Origin of the sequence: Ruegeria sp. SCSIO 43209 (genome assembly GCF_019904295.1) — a bacterium.
Taxonomy (GTDB): Bacteria; Pseudomonadota; Alphaproteobacteria; order Rhodobacterales; family Rhodobacteraceae; genus Ruegeria.
Genome location: NZ_CP065359.1, coordinates 128285 through 146173, shown reverse-complemented (window position 1 = coordinate 146173; position 17889 = coordinate 128285). Strand labels below are relative to the sequence as shown.

Annotated in this window: 21 protein-coding genes; 7 read left to right on the top strand and 14 right to left on the bottom strand. The window is 58.7% G+C overall.

The window, feature by feature from the left end; all coding sequences use genetic code 11:
- Nucleotides 1-6 precede the first annotated feature (6 nt).
- Nucleotides 7-1653: an electron transfer flavoprotein-ubiquinone oxidoreductase gene (locus I5192_RS00755; RefSeq protein WP_223117527.1), complete on the bottom strand. Its 1647-nt coding sequence runs from the start codon at nt 1651-1653 to the stop codon at nt 7-9.
- Nucleotides 1654-1777: 124 nt separating this feature from the next.
- Nucleotides 1778-2245 (bottom strand): redox-sensitive transcriptional activator SoxR, encoded by a 468-nt coding sequence (gene soxR, locus I5192_RS00750; RefSeq protein ID WP_170647134.1) that lies wholly within the window; start codon nt 2243-2245, stop codon nt 1778-1780.
- Between the two features lie 89 nt (nt 2246-2334).
- Here soxR and I5192_RS00745 point away from each other — a divergent pair, with 89 nt between their 5' ends.
- The 3 genes from I5192_RS00745 (at nt 2335) to I5192_RS00735 (ending at nt 4427) form a co-directional block, all read left to right on the top strand.
- Complete coding sequence (locus tag I5192_RS00745; protein ID WP_170408363.1) at nt 2335-2715, top strand: VOC family protein; 381 nt, start codon at nt 2335-2337, stop codon at nt 2713-2715.
- Between the two features lie 234 nt (nt 2716-2949).
- Nucleotides 2950-3420: a transcription elongation factor GreA gene (gene greA / locus I5192_RS00740; RefSeq protein WP_170395722.1), complete on the top strand. Its 471-nt coding sequence runs from the start codon at nt 2950-2952 to the stop codon at nt 3418-3420.
- Between the two features lie 14 nt (nt 3421-3434).
- Nucleotides 3435-4427 (top strand): hypothetical protein, encoded by a 993-nt coding sequence (locus I5192_RS00735; RefSeq protein WP_170513856.1) that lies wholly within the window; start codon nt 3435-3437, stop codon nt 4425-4427.
- Here the strand turns inward: I5192_RS00735 and glp are convergent.
- From glp to I5192_RS00715, 4 genes are read right to left on the bottom strand one after another with little or no spacing between them, the layout of a single operon-like run.
- Nucleotides 4424-5689, bottom strand: a complete 1266-nt coding sequence (glp, locus tag I5192_RS00730) for a gephyrin-like molybdotransferase Glp (RefSeq protein WP_170408366.1) — start codon at nt 5687-5689, stop codon at nt 4424-4426. The genes I5192_RS00735 and glp overlap by 4 nt on opposite strands.
- A complete protein-coding gene (gene mobB, locus I5192_RS00725) occupies nt 5686-6177 on the bottom strand; it encodes a molybdopterin-guanine dinucleotide biosynthesis protein B (RefSeq protein ID WP_223117526.1) in 492 nt (163 codons plus the stop codon). The genes glp and mobB overlap by 4 nt, the downstream gene beginning before the upstream one ends.
- Nucleotides 6174-6830, bottom strand: a complete 657-nt coding sequence (gene mobA / locus I5192_RS00720) for a molybdenum cofactor guanylyltransferase MobA (RefSeq protein ID WP_223117525.1) — start codon at nt 6828-6830, stop codon at nt 6174-6176. Before mobA ends, mobB begins: the two co-directional genes overlap by 4 nt.
- The gene (locus I5192_RS00715) at nt 6823-7764 is read right to left on the bottom strand and encodes a formate dehydrogenase accessory sulfurtransferase FdhD (protein WP_255612005.1); all 942 of its coding nucleotides are present in this window, start codon (nt 7762-7764) and stop codon (nt 6823-6825) included. Before I5192_RS00715 ends, mobA begins: the two co-directional genes overlap by 8 nt.
- Between I5192_RS00715 and I5192_RS00710 the strand changes: the two genes are divergently transcribed.
- Both I5192_RS00710 and I5192_RS00705 read left to right on the top strand, forming a co-directional pair.
- Nucleotides 7763-8473 carry an AzlC family ABC transporter permease gene (locus I5192_RS00710; RefSeq protein ID WP_170408370.1) on the top strand — a complete coding sequence of 237 codons (711 nt, stop codon included), beginning with the start codon at nt 7763-7765 and terminating at the stop codon, nt 8471-8473. The genes I5192_RS00715 and I5192_RS00710 overlap by 2 nt on opposite strands.
- A complete protein-coding gene (locus I5192_RS00705; protein WP_170395711.1) occupies nt 8470-8802 on the top strand; it encodes an AzlD domain-containing protein in 333 nt (110 codons plus the stop codon). The genes I5192_RS00710 and I5192_RS00705 overlap by 4 nt, the downstream gene beginning before the upstream one ends.
- Here I5192_RS00705 and I5192_RS00700 read toward each other — a convergent pair.
- The 7 genes from I5192_RS00700 to I5192_RS00670 form a co-directional block, all read right to left on the bottom strand.
- Nucleotides 8791-9423 carry a hypothetical protein gene (locus I5192_RS00700; protein WP_170395709.1) on the bottom strand — a complete coding sequence of 211 codons (633 nt, stop codon included), beginning with the start codon at nt 9421-9423 and terminating at the stop codon, nt 8791-8793. The genes I5192_RS00705 and I5192_RS00700 overlap by 12 nt on opposite strands.
- Before the next feature lie 21 nt (nt 9424-9444).
- Nucleotides 9445-9579 carry an aa3-type cytochrome c oxidase subunit IV gene (locus tag I5192_RS00695; protein WP_170395707.1) on the bottom strand — a complete coding sequence of 45 codons (135 nt, stop codon included), beginning with the start codon at nt 9577-9579 and terminating at the stop codon, nt 9445-9447.
- Nucleotides 9580-9647: 68 nt separating this feature from the next.
- Nucleotides 9648-10202 carry a hypothetical protein gene (locus I5192_RS00690; protein WP_170423670.1) on the bottom strand — a complete coding sequence of 185 codons (555 nt, stop codon included), beginning with the start codon at nt 10200-10202 and terminating at the stop codon, nt 9648-9650.
- Entirely contained in the window at nt 10189-12027 is a 1839-nt protein-coding gene (locus I5192_RS00685; protein WP_223117524.1) for a glycerophosphodiester phosphodiesterase, read from the bottom strand. Before I5192_RS00685 ends, I5192_RS00690 begins: the two co-directional genes overlap by 14 nt.
- A 64-nt stretch (nt 12028-12091) precedes the next feature.
- Nucleotides 12092-12541 (bottom strand): DUF6173 family protein, encoded by a 450-nt coding sequence (locus tag I5192_RS00680; RefSeq protein ID WP_170395701.1) that lies wholly within the window; start codon nt 12539-12541, stop codon nt 12092-12094.
- 4 nt (nt 12542-12545) lie between these two features.
- Complete coding sequence (locus I5192_RS00675; RefSeq protein WP_223117523.1) at nt 12546-13592, bottom strand: MBL fold metallo-hydrolase; 1047 nt, start codon at nt 13590-13592, stop codon at nt 12546-12548.
- The gene (locus I5192_RS00670; protein ID WP_223117522.1) at nt 13592-15295 is read right to left on the bottom strand and encodes an acyl-CoA dehydrogenase; all 1704 of its coding nucleotides are present in this window, start codon (nt 15293-15295) and stop codon (nt 13592-13594) included. The genes I5192_RS00675 and I5192_RS00670 overlap by 1 nt, the downstream gene beginning before the upstream one ends.
- Before the next feature lie 132 nt (nt 15296-15427).
- Between I5192_RS00670 and I5192_RS00665 the strand changes: the two genes are divergently transcribed.
- A complete protein-coding gene (locus tag I5192_RS00665) occupies nt 15428-16375 on the top strand; it encodes an L-threonylcarbamoyladenylate synthase (protein ID WP_223117521.1) in 948 nt (315 codons plus the stop codon).
- Here the strand turns inward: I5192_RS00665 and I5192_RS00660 are convergent.
- Nucleotides 16372-16926 carry a YqgE/AlgH family protein gene (locus tag I5192_RS00660; protein ID WP_170395693.1) on the bottom strand — a complete coding sequence of 185 codons (555 nt, stop codon included), beginning with the start codon at nt 16924-16926 and terminating at the stop codon, nt 16372-16374. The genes I5192_RS00665 and I5192_RS00660 overlap by 4 nt on opposite strands.
- 148 nt (nt 16927-17074) lie before the next feature.
- Here I5192_RS00660 and I5192_RS00655 point away from each other — a divergent pair, with 148 nt between their 5' ends.
- On the top strand, nt 17075-17887 hold the full coding sequence (locus tag I5192_RS00655) for a protein-disulfide reductase DsbD domain-containing protein (protein WP_223117520.1): 813 nt from the start codon (nt 17075-17077) through the stop codon (nt 17885-17887).
- The last annotated feature ends 2 nt before the right edge of the window (nt 17888-17889 follow it).

The following is a 17889-nucleotide window of genomic DNA, read 5'->3' as shown; positions in this document are numbered from 1 at the left end:
TCTTGCCTACATATTGGGGTAGTTCGGCCCGTCGCCGCCCTGCGGTGTAGTCCAGGTGATGTTCTGGCTGGGATCCTTGATGTCACAGGTTTTGCAGTGAACACAGTTCTGGAAGTTGATCACGAATCGCGGCCCGTCTTCATCCTCGACCATCTCATAGACGCCTGCGGGGCAGTAACGCTGTGCCGGCTCGTCGAATTTGGGCAGGTTGACCTTAACCGGGATGTCCGGGTCGGTCAGTTTCAGATGGCAAGGCTGGCTTTCCTCGTGGTTGGTGGCCGCAAACGATACGTTCGTCAGGCGGTCAAAGGACAGTGTGCCATCGGGTTTCGGGTAGTCGATGGGTTGATGCTTGCTTGCATCTTCGGTCGATTCCGCGTCGTTCTTGCCGTGGCCCAGAGTGCCCAGCAGCGAGAAGCCCAGCGTATTGGTCCACATGTCCATACCGCCCAGTACCAAGCTGGCGGTCAGGCCGTATTTCGACCACAGCGGTTTGACGTTGCGCACCTTCTTCAGATCCGAGCCGATTGCACCATCGCGAACGTCGGTCTCATAAGCGGTCAGCTCATCACCCGAACGCTCGGCCTTGATGGCATCAAAGGCGGCCTCGGCCGCGGCCTTGCCTGACAGCATCGCGTTGTGGTTGCCCTTGATGCGCGGCACGTTGACCATGCCCGCCGAGCAACCCAACAGCGCAACACCCGGCGCGACCAGTTTCGGCATCGACTGGTAGCCACCCTCGGTGATCGCGCGGGCACCATAAGCCACACGCTTGCCGCCCTTAAGCAGGTCAGCCACCATCGGGTGATGCTTGAAGCGCTGGAATTCCATGTAGGGGTACAGGTGCGGGTTTTTGTAGTTCAGGTGAACCACAAAGCCGACATAGACCTGATTGTTTTCAAGGTGATAGATGAACGACCCGCCACCCGCGTTGCTGCCCAGCGGCCAGCCCATGGTGTGCGTGACCGAGCCTTCTTTGTGCTTGGCTGGATCAATCTCCCAGATCTCTTTCATGCCAACGCCGTATTTCTGCGGCTCTTTACCGGCAGACAGGTCGTATTTGGCGATGACTTCCTTGGACAGTGAGCCGCGCACGCCTTCCGACAGAAAGACATATTTACCATGCAGTTCCATGCCCGGTTCGGTGTTGGGACCGTAGGATCCGTCTGGCTCCAGACCAAATACACCGGCAACAACGCCTTTGACTTCGCCGTTCTCACCGTAGACCAGCTCGGAACAGGCCATGCCGGGGAAGATTTCGACGCCCAGCTCTTCGGCCTGTTCGGCCATCCAGCGGCAGACATTGCCCATCGAGACGATGTAGTTGCCGTGGTTGTTCATCAGCGGCGGCATCGGGAAATTGGGGATGCGGATCTTGCCAGCCTCGCCCAGCATGTAGAAATTGTCTTCATGCACCGGCACGTTCAGCGGGGCACCCTTTTCCTTCCAATCGGGGATCAGAGCATCCAGACCACAAGGGTCCAGCACCGCACCCGACAGGATATGCGCACCCACTTCTGAACCCTTCTCCAGAACCACGACGTTCAGGTCGGCATCCAGCTGTTTCAGACGGATGGCCGCAGACAGTCCCGCAGGGCCAGCACCCACGATCACCACGTCATATTCCATCGCTTCGCGTTCAATCTCGGCCATCGCGGGCTCCTTAGCTAACTTTCCGAATTGGCGCTTTCTTCATGCGGTCGGCGCAATATTGTTTCACGGCTGATTACATGGTCATAAAGACTTTGGTCAATCGAAACACGGCGTAACAACGCCGCTATTCGACACTTCTGGCTTCGGGTGCGTCCCCCATGAGGTATCTGGGACCGCTACCATGGGATTTGGCCCTGTCATCGGGGTTGTAAAGCTTGCATTTCGGCAGGCTGAGGCAGCCGCAACCAATACATCCATCCAGATTGTCGCGCAGTCGCATCAGCGTATCGATTCGCTGATCCAGATGCGTGCGCAGCCGTTCGCTGATACTCTTCCAATCCTGAGGCGTCGGTGTGCGGTTTCCTGGCAAGCCCGACAATACCTCGCGGATCTCGGGCAAAGTCAGACCGAATTGCTGCGCGATCATCACAAAGCTTAGCCGTCGGATATCGGCGCGCTGATAACGCCGCTGCCCACCCGCGTTACGCCATGGAGATATCAAACCTTGCGCCTCGTAGTATCGGATCGCCGACACCGCCAACCCGGTGCGCCGGGCCAATGCTCCAATCGCCAGACCTTCCGAAACAACCATTACATCCTCCCAAAGAAATCTCTTGACCTAAAGTTAGGTTTAGAAATTACAGTGAGTCGGGACAAGCCTCAAATTGGAAGGAGAATCCCATGATGGCGACGCTGGAACATACTAATTTCACGGTCCGCGACCCAAAGGCATCTGCGGCGTGGATGCAGAAAGTCTTCGACTGGAAAACACGCTGGGAAGGCCCTGCCATTGCCGGTGGCTATACGGTGCATGTGGGCAGCCCACATACCTATCTGGCACTCTACGCCCCCGGCGATCCCAAGCCATCAGGCGAAAACAGCTATGATTTCGTGGGCGGCTTGAACCATGTAGGTGTGCTGGTCGAGGATATCGACGCCACCGAGGAAAAGGTCCGCAAAGCGGGATTTGAACCGCACAACCACGCAGACTATGAGCCAGGCAAGCGGTTCTATTTCGAAGATGACAATGGCATCGAATTCGAAGTGGTTCAGTATGATTGAGATGCTGTGGCTTGGGCACGAAGCCAGCCGTTGGCGAAGTGGAGAATTGTTGGGAAAGCGCCACAGACGCACCCGCCCCCCGGAACGGCGGCGCTAAGTTGCGAGTTTACTGACAACGCACACCTCCCCTCTTGCAATTCACGCCTCATTTGGGTCAGGTAATTGCCAACCCATCCTTCGCCCCGACGCTATTGTGCGGCGGGGCGTAACAATTTCTGCGTGGACGACAAGACAATGGAAAAGATCCCCATGACGCCTTCGGGCAATGCCGCGCTCGAGGCAGAGCTGAAGAATCTGAAATCCGTCGAGCGCCCGGCGATCATCGAGGCGATTGCCTCAGCCCGCGAACTGGGCGACCTGAAAGAAAACGCCGAATACCACTCGGCGCGCGAAAAGCAGGGCTTTATCGAAGGCCGCATCAAAGAGCTTGAAGGCATCCTGTCGCTGGCAGATGTCATTGATCCGGCCAAACTGTCAGGGGCCATCAAGTTCGGCGCGAAGGTCACGTTGGTGGATGAAGATACCGACGAAGAAAAGACCTGGCAGATCGTAGGTGAGTATGAGGCCAATATCGAAGCGGGCCTTCTGAACATCAAATCCCCCATCGCCCGCGCCCTGATTGGCAAAGAAGAAGGCGACAGTGTCGAGGTCCGCACCCCCGGAGGCGTGCGCTCTTATGAAGTTCTGAGTATCGAATACGCCTGACCGGAGCGTTTGTCATGTCAGGGTCTGAACCTGAGCAAGAACCCGAGAAACCAACCTCGCTGGGTATCTACGACCGTCCGGCGCACCGTTCGGTCACCGAGATCGAGATTGCAGCAGTTGTTCTCAGCCTGATCTGGCTGGTGGTGTCGGTCGTGTTTCTGGTACTGCCCGGCGGGCAACAAGGAGGGTTCATCGTCACCTTCCTGGCGGTGTTCATGCCGGTCGCAATGATCTGGGTCGCAGCCCTCGCGATGCGCGCCAGCCGCGTGATGCGCGAAGAAAGCGCCCGCCTGCAGACAGCGATCGATGCGATCCGCAACAGCTATGTCGTTCAGCAACAACGCGCGGCCAGCACGTATGAACCGACGGTCGGCAAGAAACTGGATGAAATCGCCGAAAGCGCAAAAAAGACCGAGAGCGCGCTGGCGACATTCTCGACCAATCGCGGTGAACCCGGGCGCACCCAAAGGCCCGCGCCGGACATGGCCAATCAGACTTCGTTGGAACTTGGCACCTCAGCGGAAGAAATTGCGCCCCCGTTGCCCACCGACATCTTTATCCGCGCCCTGAACTTCCCCGAGACGCAAAGCGATGCCGAGGGATTTAACGCGCTGCGGCTTGCATTGAAAGATCGCAAGACCTCGAAACTTGTGCAGGCCTCACAAGATGTTCTGACCCTTCTCAGCCAGGAAGGCATCTATATGGATGACCTGCGCCCCGATATGGCCCGACCCGAAGTCTGGCGGCAATTTGCCCAAGGCGCGCGCGGGCGGTCGGTGGCTGCCTTGGGTGGCATTCGGGACCGTTCGTCACTGGCGCTGACTGCGGCGCGGATGAAACAGGATCCGATCTTTCGCGATGCCGCACACCATTTCCTGCGCCGCTTTGACCATATGATCGTCGAGTTCGAACCTAATGCCAGCGATGCCGAGCTTACAGCTCTGGGCGAAACCCGCACAGCGCGTGCCTTCATGCTGGTGGGACGTGTCGCAGGGACGTTCGATTAAAGCCCAAAACTCCCGTAGGGTATGAACCTCACCAGATCGCCGGGCTTGATATCGCGGGCACCGTCCTCGATTTCGACCAAGCCTTCGGCCCAGCTCAGCCCGCTGATCCGGCCAGATCCTTCCGAATGGAATACCTCGGCCTGTCCTTCACGGATGCGCGCCCGCAGGTATTCCCGGCGACCCGGTTTCTTGTGCTTTTTGAACGCGGCGGGCACGTCGAAGCCTTGCGGCTCTTGCCAGCCTGCACCGGCCAGCAGGTTCAGTGCTGGGCAGGCAAAGATCAACGTGCAAACCAGTGCTGCCACCGGATTGCCCGGCAAGCCAAACACCGGCGTCTGATCCCACATGCCCAGCGCCAAAGGCCGCCCGGGTTTTAGTGCGATGCGCCATTCCTGCATCGCCCCGGCCTCTCGCAACAATGCCGAGACGTGATCTTCATCGCCGGCGGAGGCGCCGCCACTGGTAAGGATTACATCCACTTGCTGAGCTGCGCGATCCAAATGCTGTTTCAGCGCCGCGCGATCATCCTCGGCGCGCCCAAGATCAACCGATTTGAATCCAATCCGCTCGGCCAGTGACAGCAGCATCGGACGATTGGCATCATAAATCTGCCCCAGTCCGGCGCTGTCACCCGGCTCGACCAGCTCATCCCCGGTCGATAGCACTCCGACCCGCAAAACCTTGCGGACAGAAACCTCAGTCAGACCAACCGCCGACAAAAGCGCCAGATCCGTTGGTGTTAAACGCCGCCCAACTGGCAAGGTCAGCGCGCCTTCAACCACGTCTTCGCCTGCCTTTCGCGTGTTCGCGCCCTGTTTTAACGGACCTCGGAATGCAATGTGCCCCTGATCAAAGGTCACATCCTCTTCCAATATGACCGTATTAACACCCTTTGGCAGTGCAGCTCCGGTAAGAATGCGTATCGCATGGCCCTCTGGGACCTCACCGTCAAAGGGTACACCCGCGGCCGCCCGGCCCTCTACCAAAGGCATGACACAGGGTCCGTCCGGCACCGGACCGGCAAATCCGTACCCATCGACAGCGGTGTTGGGCTGAGGCGGGTTTGATCGTTTGGCCGACACGTCCACCGCCAGAACTCGGCCCGCCGCCCGCATCACGGGCACGTTTTCAACCCCAGCTACAACCGACAATCTGTCTCGCAAAAGCGCCAGAGCCTCATCAACGGGTGTCCAGTTCACCCCTGCAGGCAAGGCGAAACAATCATTGCGCAAGGGCGGAGGTGAGATATCCGGCGTGCTCATAATCCGACCTCTTCCAGGATAAAATCTGCAATGGCCGCCGTATCATCCAGATCAAACACCGGGCAATCCAATTCCAAAGGCGTATCACTTGCAACCGCGCGAACCGTGTCATCATCCGTGGCGATCAGCGGATTTCCGGGTTCTGCGCGAAACGCTTCGATCTTGGGGTGACGCTCGCGTTTGAAGCCTTCGATCAACACCAGATCGACCGGAGACAAACGCGACAGCAGGGTGTCCAGCTTCGGCTCGGGCGCACCGCGCAACTCCTGCATCAGTGCGATCCGCTGGCCGGATGCCAACAGCACTTCGGACGCACCCGCCGCGCGATGCCGCTGGCTGTCGGTACCCGGATGGTCTACGTCGACGGAATGATGCGCATGTTTAACGGTGGAAACGGTATACCCACGTCCGGTGATTTCAGCCACCAGCCGTTCCACTAGGCCGGTTTTGCCCGCGTTTTTCCAACCGGTGACGCCGTAGACCCTCATACCTGCTCCAACAAGGTTTCAGCGCGGGCCAGATCATCGGGAGTGTTGACGTTGAAGAACGGATCAAACGGCTGGGCCGAAAACAGCGCCTCTCGCCCATCATGCTGGTCGGTCCACAGGACAACCTTGCGCAGTCCACCGTTCAACGCCGCCCTCAGATCATCGCGCAATGCCACCGGCCAGAGCCCAAAGGTCGGGTGCCGATTGACCCGCTTGCCGCCACCGGATTTCAAAGCCTCGTCACCCGTGCGCGGGGTGGTTGCCAGAACAAGGGGGTATTTCTGACCTTCGGATGCGTGCACCAGTTGCGCCACAAGATCATGCGGAAAAAACGGAGTATCCGCCGCAACCGTCACGATAGATTGAGCGCCCTGTTCAGCGGCCCAATCAAGCCCGGCCAAAACGCCGGCCAGCGGTCCTGCAAAGCCCTCGATCGAGTCCGAAACAACCGGCAAGTTCAAGCGGGCAAACCGTTCGGCATCGCCGTTGGCGTTCAAAGCCAGCCCGCCGACCTGAGGGCGCAGCCTGTCTATCACCCGATCCAGCAGGCTCTGCCCGCCGATCTGCAACAGCCCTTTATCACCGCCCCCCATCCGCGTAGCGAGGCCGCCTGCCAGAATAACCCCCAGCGGTTTTTGCGACTGTTCAGCCATCGGCACTTTTCCTGCGATGTTTTTTGTCCTCAATCGCCACGCTCGACGGATCAACATCGCGCACCAATCGGTCTTCGCCCGACAAACACACGAACCGCTGCCCGCGCATCCGGCCGATCAGAGTCAAACCGACCTCGCGCGCGATCTCGACACCCCAGGCGGTGAATCCCGATCGCGAAGCGAGAACAGGGATGCCCATCATCGCCGTTTTGATCACCATTTCCGAGGTCAAACGACCGGTCGTATAGAGGATCTTGTCAGACGCAGTCGCACCCTCGGAGAGCATCCAGCCTGCGATCTTGTCGACCGCGTTATGGCGGCCCACGTCTTCCATATAAACCAACGGGTGGCTTTCATGACAAAGCACCGTGCCATGGATGGCACCCGCCTCGAGGTACAGAGACGGGGTGCGGTTGATCTTCGACGCCAACTCATACAGCCACGAGGTGCGCACCGAGACCTGTGGCAGGCGCACGTCCTCTAGCCCCTCCATCATGTCTCCGAACACAGTGCCTACTGCGCAACCGCTGGTGCGGGTCTTCTTCTTCAGCTTGTCCTCGTATGAGGTCTCACGCGCTGTACGCACGACCACGGTTTCCAGATCGTCGTCATAGTCGACCCGAGTAATTTCATCATCTGCAAGCAGCATCCCCTGATTACGCAGAAACCCGAGCGCAAGGTATTCAGGATAGTCGCCGATGGTCATTGCCGTCACGATTTCCTGTGAGTTGAGGAAAATGGTCAGCGGGCGTTCCTCGACCACTGAGATCTGACTTATCTCACCATTCTGGTCCACACCCTCGACACCGCGCGTCAGGCGGGCAGCCCCCGGATCGGGCGCAATGAGGTAGTCTGACAGGTCGATCTCCGTGGCCAATTGCAACCCCTTCCCAAGACGGCTACTGCTGCTCGCGTCACCATAGGATTTAGCCATGGCCTCTGCCACATCCAAGTCGTACTTCTGGAAAGGTTTTCGCGACGGGACGCCGTTTATCTTCGTCGCCATGCCCTTTGGCCTTCTGTTTGGTGTTTTTGCCACAGAAGCAGGGCTGGATATCATCCAGACGATGGCCTTTTCCGCCACGGTGTTTGCCGGCGCCGCTCAGTTCACCGCATTGCAATTGCTCCAGGACAATACACCAACGGTTATCGTTCTGATCTCGGCCCTGGCTGTGAACCTGCGGGTGGCCATGTATTCGGCTTCACTGACCCCTTATCTGGGGGCGGCTCCGCTGTGGCAACGGGCCCTTGGAGCCTATCTTATTGTTGATCAGTCTTACGCCTGTTCGATTGTCCGATTCGAGAAAGAACCGGATATGTCCGTGCCTCAGCGCATGGCGTACTTTGTCGGCTCGGTCACGCCGATCACGCCGCTTTGGATACTCGCCACTTATCTGGGTGCTGTTCTGGGGGCGCAGATTCCGGAAAGCTGGGCTCTGGATTTTGCGCTGCCGATCACGTTCTTGTCCATGATCGGACCGATGATGCGCACCATGGCGCATGTTGTAGCCGCGCTGGTGGCGATTGTTGTCGCCCTGCTCTGCGTGGCAGTGCCGTTCAATCTTGGACTGTTGATCGCAGGGATAGCCGGGATGATGGCAGGTGCACGGGCTGAATTGATGTTAGAGCGGAAAAAGTCATGACGCAGATCGACCCGACAACCATGTGGATCATCATCGTAGGTCTGGCGATAGGCAGCTACCTTCTGCGCTTTACCTTTATCGGGCTGGTTGGCGACCGCCCGATGCCGCCCTGGCTTCTGCGGCACCTGAGGTACACAGCAGTGGCGATTCTGCCTGCCCTGATCGCACCTTTGGTAGTCTGGCCCACGGCCACCGAAGGACAACCGGATATGCCGCGCATGGCGGCTGCGGCAGTTGCGTTGACGGTGGGAATTGTAACGAAAAACGTCATAGCGGCCATCTTTTCAGGGGCCGCCACGCTTTACGGTCTGCTGTACCTAGTTGGTTGAGACCGCTTCAAGCTGATTGAGGCGCGCATTGTTTTCCGCCAGCCCCTGCTGAAGATCAGCCGAGTCATTCTCACGATAGTCCGTGGTGACAACGCCTGGAATCTGACCAAACTGATCGGATAGCTTCACCGGGTAGAATGTTGTTTTGATTTGCTCGAACCCCGGGACCTGTTGCAGCAATTGCGAGGTCGAATTTGCACAAAAAGCCTGCGAAACCGGGCCCATCTGCTTGGCCAATTGCAGCGCGATCTCGGCCTGCTGTGGCGTCACTTCGATCGTCTGAATACGGGCATAATGCGTCTCGCGCGCATGACTGCTACGATAAGCGCGTTCGACATTTGGCGTGATGCCATAAAGGACATCATTCTTGATCGGCACCACATCCGCCCGGAACGATCCGGCAGGGTCAAATATGACCCGCTCGCTGCCGCTGATCATCAGCGACGTGTGTGCCCCCGACCCGGTGCGCGTGCTGATCATCGTATAGAGCGTCAGTGTCGATGGCCCCGGATCACGATAGGACCGGGCCACGATTTCCGAGGGATCAGCCTGCGGGCGCTGCGATCCCGCGCAACCCGCAACTGTCACTGCCAGCAGGCAGGCAATCAGAATCCTGAACAAGAGATGCGCCTCGTGTACCGTTTAGGCCGCAAAGACCGCCAGGAACAGGCAAAGGAGTACAATTGCTACCACGCACCACGTGGTGAATTTGATGAAACCGTCAAAGGTTTTTGTTTGAACGGTGATGTCCATCTCGCCGTGCTTGTGATCAGCCATGTTTATTAGAATCCCAATTCGCGTATTTGAAATGTTGGATAATGCAAAATTCAGAGCCTGTCACGACGTCATTCGCGCGCAGTTGGTCCAAAAATCGTGCAGCCTGGATAACCAAACCCCCAGCGCCAGGGCAACCCGCTGCAGGGACCACCCCCAAAACGCACGGCCAGAAACATCGCCTCGGAGGTGATCGAATGAACCGAGCGGATTTGATCCGGCGTCATATCATAGCGTTCGGCATATTCATCAGCATGGCTTTCGCCGTGGGTTTTGACACAGGTGCGCAGCGCGTCATCGGCAGCGAGCCGGGCGTCAAAGCTGGCCTCGGCCTGCGATGCGCCGCCTGCGTTGTAATAGGCGCGATCGTGAGTAACGCAGCAGTACTCCCATGGCGGGTGTTCTTCATAAAGCAGACTGAACTTCGGAAAGGTCTCGGCAACCATACGCCAGCTGGAAGATAATCCGCCCGAACAGCCATCCGTTTCAAAGGGGGTCAGTTCAGCGCCTTCTATCGTGTCGGCCAACGCCCGGTGAGCGGGCATTTCCACGCTACGCATCAGGTCCTGCGCAGCTGCAGGCAGCGCGCAACAGGCCAGAATGAGGGTGAGTTCACGGGTTCGCATCGCGCATCTCGGCAGTATCGATAGACAATCCGAACGTCGTCGCCAACCATAGCATCAGACGCTCGCCCGGTCCCATCTCGGCACGAACACGCAGCACTTCGCGGGCCATGGCAGGACGATCGGTGATCAGCCCGTCGACCCCCATCGATGCCATGGCCGACATCTGTAGCGGGTCATTCACCGTCCAGACATAGATGTCCTTGCCCGCCTCATGGACCGAGCGGATCAGACCCGGAGATACCGTCGCTGCGTTTACGGCCACGAAATCGCCCTCAAGCCCTGAAAGATCGCCTATCGCGGTCGCGGCCAGAACGCCTGCCCGCCAATCGGGGCGCAGCGCTTTCATCTTCTGCACGGCCGGATATTTCAATGACATGGTGGCGATGTCATCCTGCATATCCAGCTCCTCGACAATCGTGGTAACTCGGTTTTCCAGGTCGACGTCATGGCCATAGTATTTCAGCTCGATGATGACCTTGGATTTGCCCTTCGCAGCTTCCAGAACATCCCGCAGCGTGGGCGTCCGTTCCGAAGCATATTCGGGGCCGAACCAGCTGCCGATATCGATCTCGGCTATATCCTCCATGGTTGCGTCCCAGACCTTGAGCGGCACACCCGCCAGTTTCATGAAATCACTGTCATGCGCGATGATGACCACACCATCCGCAGTCTCCTGAACGTCGATCTCAACCCAATCGGCGCCATCTTCGATAGCCTTCAACACTGCCGCCATGGTATTTTCCGGCCTTATCGCCGCCGCACCCCTATGACCAATGACATCCGCATGATCGGAGGCCTGAATGCGGACCAGCAACTCCTGCCCGGACCAGAGCCCGATCAGCAGGGCGATTGCCGCGCCACCGACCACAGCGTAAAGCGGCGCGCGCAGGTTGCCGGGTTCGGGATGAGAGACCTCTCGGCCTTGTGTGTCGAAGAACCCATCCAGCAGAACCGCCAATGCTCCCAGAGCGACGGCTGCAAGCACAAGCCCAGCCAGCGACCATAGGCCCGCTACGATCATACTGAGGATCAGCGCAAAGCGCAGGTTCGTGCTTTCCTGCAACGGCACCAGATCGAACAACAGTCCGGCCACAAAGGCAATCAGTGCGGCGATCACGAGACGCATCGCAAGCCAAAGGCCGAGCTCGATCTTGAGGCGACCGCGTTTTCCTTCCATTCGATCCGTGCTGGTGGAGAAGGCTTCGGCGGGTTTGCAGCCCTCAAATAATACAAGATGCAGCGACAGCGCCCAGGCCGAGAGCCTGCGGATCAGAACCCAAGCCAGACACAGCACCACAAATCCGATCAGCACCACTGCGACCCAGAATGAAGGCGGGTGGAAGGTGAGGTAATAGTTGATGTCGTATTCAGTCAGCATCCACCAGGCGATCAGGCCAGCCACGGCGACAAAAGGCAGCGCAAGTACCAGCACACGCAAAATGAACCGTGCGGCAAAGCCGAAAAGCGCAGGTAAACGCGTCAGGATCAACCGGATGGAAGCACTGCCCGCGCGCCAAGGGTCACGCTCACCCATCCGCAATGATCCGGCCATGACCGAGAAGACAAAGACCTCGGCCAGTAAGAACAGGCTGAGAACTACAACCGCAGCGATGAAGCCCGCTGGTGACAGCAGGAACATCGCAATGTCCTGATCCGTCAGCGCCGATTGATCAGACAATGAAACAGCAACATTGACGGCGATGGCAACGCCCGGAGCGATCAGTGCAACCAACAGCAACCGAACGGCGACATAAACAGGCACAAACACGCGCCGCCGCGCCCATGCGCCCCGGTAGGCAGTTGTAACGGCTGAGAAATTGGTCACGCGGTTGCCTCCTGAATGGTCTATCCATTCAAGGCTGCGTAAGTGTGAATTGCAAGAGTGGGCGTCAGCTTTCTTCCAGATCAGCCGCCAGCCGGAAACCAATGCGGTTGGCTGGTTTATCCTCGATCGATTTCGGCAAGGCACGCAGCATCACATTCAACTGGCTGACATGCTGGACGAGCTGCGTTTTGGCGCCGCCTCCGTCCGAGCCATAGAAGGTAATCACATCCGGATCGAAATAGCCCATGCCCTCGATCCGCATTACACCGGCATCACCACCGGTGAATCCCATGGCAACCTCATGATCGCCATCCAGAGTCTTCTCGAAATTCTGAATATACATGATCAGCCGCTCATAGGCCCATTGAGCAGGGCTTTTGCTTTCGACCGGCTTTTGCAATGGCTTGGGCAAATCCTTGTTCCCCGATGCCGCTTCAGGGTTGGCGTGCACCTCATAGCACCGCGGCAACGCCGCAGATTCCGCTGCCTCGGCTGAGGTTTCGATCTTGTCCATTGCTCTACCCTTTGCGCTGATATTCCCAAGCTCCGTCCGCGCGCTGCGTCCGGGCGACAGCTCCAATGTGGTAGAGATGGTTCATATGTGCAACCGCCTCGACCAGCGCGAGGCCGTATTCCCCGCCCCTGATCTGGCGCTTGAACAGCGGGGCAAAGCACTCGGCGGCAGTTTTGGGTTGATCGAGATCGTTCAGCAGACGCTCAAGCGCGCCGTGGTGGTTATCGATCAACTGCCGCATGCGGATCGGCAACCCGGTGAACGGCAGTTTGTGCCCGCCCAAAACCAAATGATCGGGCCGGGCCAGCGGTTGCAGGCGTTCGCACGCCTCCAACCAGTCGGCCACCGGATCGGCCATCGGCTCGGTGGCATAGACGCCCAAGTTGGAACTGATCGAACTGAGGATCTGATCACCGGTCAGCACCAGATTGTCCTCGCGGCTCCAGAAGGTGCAATGCTCGGGCGCATGGCCGTTGCCCATGTGAACATCCCAGTCGCGGCCACCCATGCGGATCACGTCGCCCTGTTTGACACGGGTAAATCCCAGCGGCATAGGGTACACGGCGTCGGCAAAGTTGAACGGACGCTCGGCCATCCGACCGGCCAGCACGTCCGGATCCATCCCCGCGCTGCGGTAATAATCCAACGTTTCCTTCGGCCAATTCTCTTGCACATCCAGCGTCAGCATACGTGCGAACAACCATGCGGTACGACTGGTGACCAGTTCTGCACCATGCTCGGACTGGAACCAGCCCGCATTGCCGACATGGTCAGGATGGTGATGAGTCACGACAACGCGACGGACGGGTTTGCCAGCCAATGGCCCTTCCATCAGGGCCTGCCAGATTCCCCGTGTTTTCTTTGAAGAAAGCCCTGTGTCGACTATGGTCCAGCCGTCGCCATCATCAAGTGCATAGACATTCACATGATCCAGCGCCATCGGCAAAGGCAGCCTAATCCACAGAACTCCTTCTGCAACTTCGACCCATTCGCCAGGAGCGGGTGGTTCCTCCCACGGATATCGCATCACTTGCGGAGCCTCGCCATCCATCAAACCGCCAGTTCCTCTGGGCTGAGGGCATAGAGGTCATCCGCCCCGTTCTGCGCCTGCGCAAGCAAGCCCGTATGTTCAGGCAGCAGCACATTAATATAATAACGTGCCAACTTGGCGCGCGGTCCATCGGGATCGGCTAGCGCCGCTGACAGATGGTAATGCCCGCCCAGAACCCGCGCGAACGCTTTTAGATACGAAGCCGCGCCAGCAAACCGGTTGTTCATATCCGATTGAGCAACGAGCCACTCCGTCGCTTCCCGCAGCGACTCGGAAGCTTCCCAAACAGGACCAGCAAGTTCAGGCATCGTGGCGCGCGCCTTCTCAGCTTGATCCTCGATCTCATCCAGAAGGTTCGAGGCCGCCTCACCCCCATCCATCATCTTGCGCGCTACGAGGTCCATGGCCTGAATACCATTGGTGCCCTCGTAGATCGCGGTCACACGGACATCGCGATAATATTGTGCAGCACCAGTTTCTTCGATGAAGCCCATGCCACCATGCACTTGAACGCCGGTCTCGGAAACGCGCATGCCGGTCTCGGTGCCAAAAGCCTTGCAGATCGGCGTCAGCAGCGCCGCACGTGCCGCCCAATCGGCCTCACCCGTGGCCTGCGCCATGTCGATTGCAGCTGCATTGGCCAGCATGATCGCCCGCGCCGCAAACACATCCGCGCGCATCGACATCAGCATCCGCCGCACATCCGCATGGTCGATGATCGTGCCCGAGGGCGTCTTGCCCTGCTTACGCTCCAACGCATAGGCCAACGCGTGTTGATAAGCGCCCTCGGCGACGCCCACACCTTCGCCACCAACGCCCAAACGCGCGTTGTTCATCATGGTGAACATCGCGGCCATGCCGCCATGTTCCTTGCCGACCAGCCAACCCTTGGCCCCGTCATACTGCATCAAGCAGGTGGGCGAGCCGTGCAGACCCATCTTGTGTTCCAGCGAGACCACCTTGAGGTCATTGGCCACGCCGGGGTTGCCGTTCTCGTCGGGTATGTATTTCGGCACCAGAAACAGCGAAATCCCTTTGGTTCCCGGAACACCGTCTGGCAGGCGGGCCAGAACAAGATGGCAGACATTCTCGGCAAAGTCGTTGTCGCCCCAAGAGATATAGATCTTCTGCCCGGTCACCGAATAGGTGCCGTCGCCATTGTCTTCGGCCTTCGAGGTCAGCGCGCCCACATCCGATCCGGCCTGCGGTTCGGTTAGGTTCATGGTGCCTGACCATTCACCCGCCATCATCTTGGGCAGATAGAGCGCCTTCAACGCATCGCTTGCGTGATGCTCCAGCGCCTCGATCTGGCCTTGGGTCATCAGCGGGGCCAGTTGCAGCGACAGGCAGGCCGCGCTCATCATCTCATTCACGGCAGTGGTCATGGTCATGGGCAGACCCATACCGCCATATTCGGGATCGCCGCTCATCCCGATCCAGCCGCCTTCGGCAATTGCTTTCCAACCTTCGGCATAGCCTGGAGACGTTCGCAGCACGCCGTTTTCCAATCGGGCCGGTTCCAGATCGCCGGGGCGCTGCAGCGGGGCCATGACCTCTTCGCACAGCTTTCCGGCTTCGGTCAGAATGGCGCTGACCACATCCTCGCTGGCTTCCGAGAACTTTTCGGTCGCGGCGATCTGGTCAAAGCCGATCACGTTGCGGAACAGGAATTCATAGTCTGAGATCGGGGCGCGATAGGGCATGGTTTCCCTCTGGTTCTGGCAAGTTGTCAGCGTGGGGTTGGAATCCCGGCCCCACGCCGGTATTCATCTGGGCTGGCACGATTACCTACCGTTACCTGAACTGCAAGCAACCAAAACGCGGCGTCACGATCCATGACCCTTCTCGGCACTCAAGACTTACCAGCAAACGCCGACGGGCTCGCCAAGGCCGCTGACCTGTTGCGACAGGGGCTGCTGGTCGCTTTCCCGACCGAGACCGTCTATGGACTGGGTGGCGATGCACGGAACGGCAAGGCTGTGGCCGCGATCTATGAAGCCAAGGGGCGACCCAGTTTTAACCCACTGATCGCCCATGTCGCCTCAACCGAGACCGCCAAACGGTTTGTCCAATGGACCGATCAGGCTGATTTGTTGGCTGATGCCTTCTGGCCCGGACCGTTAACTCTGGTTCTTCCTCTGTGCCCCGATCACGGGATTTCGTCGCTGGTCACAGCTGGCTTGGATACTCTGGCCGTTCGCGTGCCTGCGCATCCCACAGCGCAGGCTTTACTGACCGCTTTTGACGGTCCTGTGGCAGCGCCATCGGCCAACCCCTCTGGTCAGATCAGCCCAACGACGGCGGCCCATGTCCGAGCGGGGCTGGAGGGACGCATAGCCGCAGTTCTGGACGATGGGCCGTGCGGTGTCGGGCTTGAGTCCACTATTGTGGGTCTGGCCGGCACCCCTGCCTTGTTGCGTCCAGGTGGTGTCGCATTGGAACAAATCGAAGAGGTTCTAAAGGCAGAACTGCATCACCACCAACCCGGCGATCTGCTTACTGCGCCGGGGCAGTTGCAATCCCATTACGCGCCGGACGCGCCGGTGCGGCTGAACGCCCGGTCACGGCAGGGGGACGAGGTGTTGCTGGGTTTTGGCCCTGTTGATTGTGATCTGAACCTCTCCAGCACCTGCAACCTGCCCGAGGCCGCCGCCAGCCTGTTTGCCGCCCTTCACAAACTTAACGATACCGGTCGGCCAATCGCCGTATCACCAATTCCCCATCACGGATTAGGTGCGGCCATCAACGACCGTCTACGCCGCGCAGCAGCCCCTCGCGATTAGGCGCGGCCTGCACTGGCTGATAGGGTCAGCGGATCAACACCAAGCGTAGCCAAAGCCGCCTCCCATTTCTCGTCATCAGGGACATCAAAGACCAGTTTCGACGACGCATCAGTCGTTAACCAACCATTCATCGCGATCTCATCTTCCAACTGACCCGGCCCCCAGCCGGAATAACCTAAAGTCAGCATCGAATTCAGCGGCCCCTTGCCCGAGGCCAGATCCTCGAGCACATCCAGCGTTGCGGTCATGCTGAAATCTTCGGAAATCTGCATTGAATGCAGATTCGCCTCGTAATCTGCGCTATGCAGGACAAAGCCACGCGACATCTCGACCGGGCCGCCAAACTGCACCAGCCGTTCGCCAATTACGGGTATCCGACACGGGATGTTGAGCTGTTCCAGCAAGGTCTTGATCCGCAAGTCCGAAGGCTTATTCACGATCAATCCCATCGCGCCGTCATCACCATGGCTGCAGATATAGACGACCGAATGCTCGAATCGCGGGTCGCCCATTCCGGGCATCGCAATCAACAGTTTTCCCGTAAGGTCCATCAGCAGATATCTCTTGCGCCATAGGATATCCCTAGAATGACCCTGTGAACCGGGGAATGGCAAGGGATCAGCCGGGATTTCCGTGCATTTCACAGAAGTGACCGGAACGTGACTTGGCAATCACGACCGGAATGCGCATGTTCTGCATATGAAAGCGCTTTGCAAATCTGCTGCAGCCGTGTTGGCCGTTAGCCTTTGTTTTGGTGCCCCCGCCATTGCGCAGGGGGTTGATAATCTGGTTCAGATTGAGGTGTTGGACGGCGGCAAAACCGCCGAAGGTACCTATCAGGGGGCCTTGCGTCTAAAGCTCAAGGACGGGTGGAAGACCTATTGGCGCGCACCCGGCGATGCGGGCATTCCGCCACAGTTTGATTGGAAAGGCTCTCACAATATTGCAGACATAGCCTTCACGTGGCCCGCGCCGCATGTGTTTGATCAGAACGGGCTGCGCTCGGTCGGGTATGAGGATCAACTTGTACTGCCCGTCGAAATCACGCCTAAGAACCCTGCCAAACCCGTGCGTTTGCGCGGCGAGATGGACTTGGGCGTGTGTAAGGATGTCTGCGTGCCGGGTCGGTTGCAATTCGATCACACAATGGATGCCGACGCTGCACGCAATCCGGCCATCGCCGCAGCCCTCGCCCAGCGCCCGTTTTCCGAACGCGAAGCAGGCGTGGCGGATGCGACGTGCCAATTGACTCCCACTGCAGACGGAATGCGGATCGAGGCGCGTATCACCATGCCTTCAGCGGGCGGGTCCGAATTCGCCGTCATTGAACCAGGAAACCCGGCACTCTGGGCATCGCAGCCCGATACACGCCGTCAGGGCAACACCCTGATTGCAAGCTCGGAGATTATCGGTGCCTCCGGCGGGCCATTTGCGCTGGATCGGTCCGAAGTGCGCATCACGGTTCTGGGGGCAAACCACGCTGTCGATATCCAAGGATGCAGCGCAGGCTGACC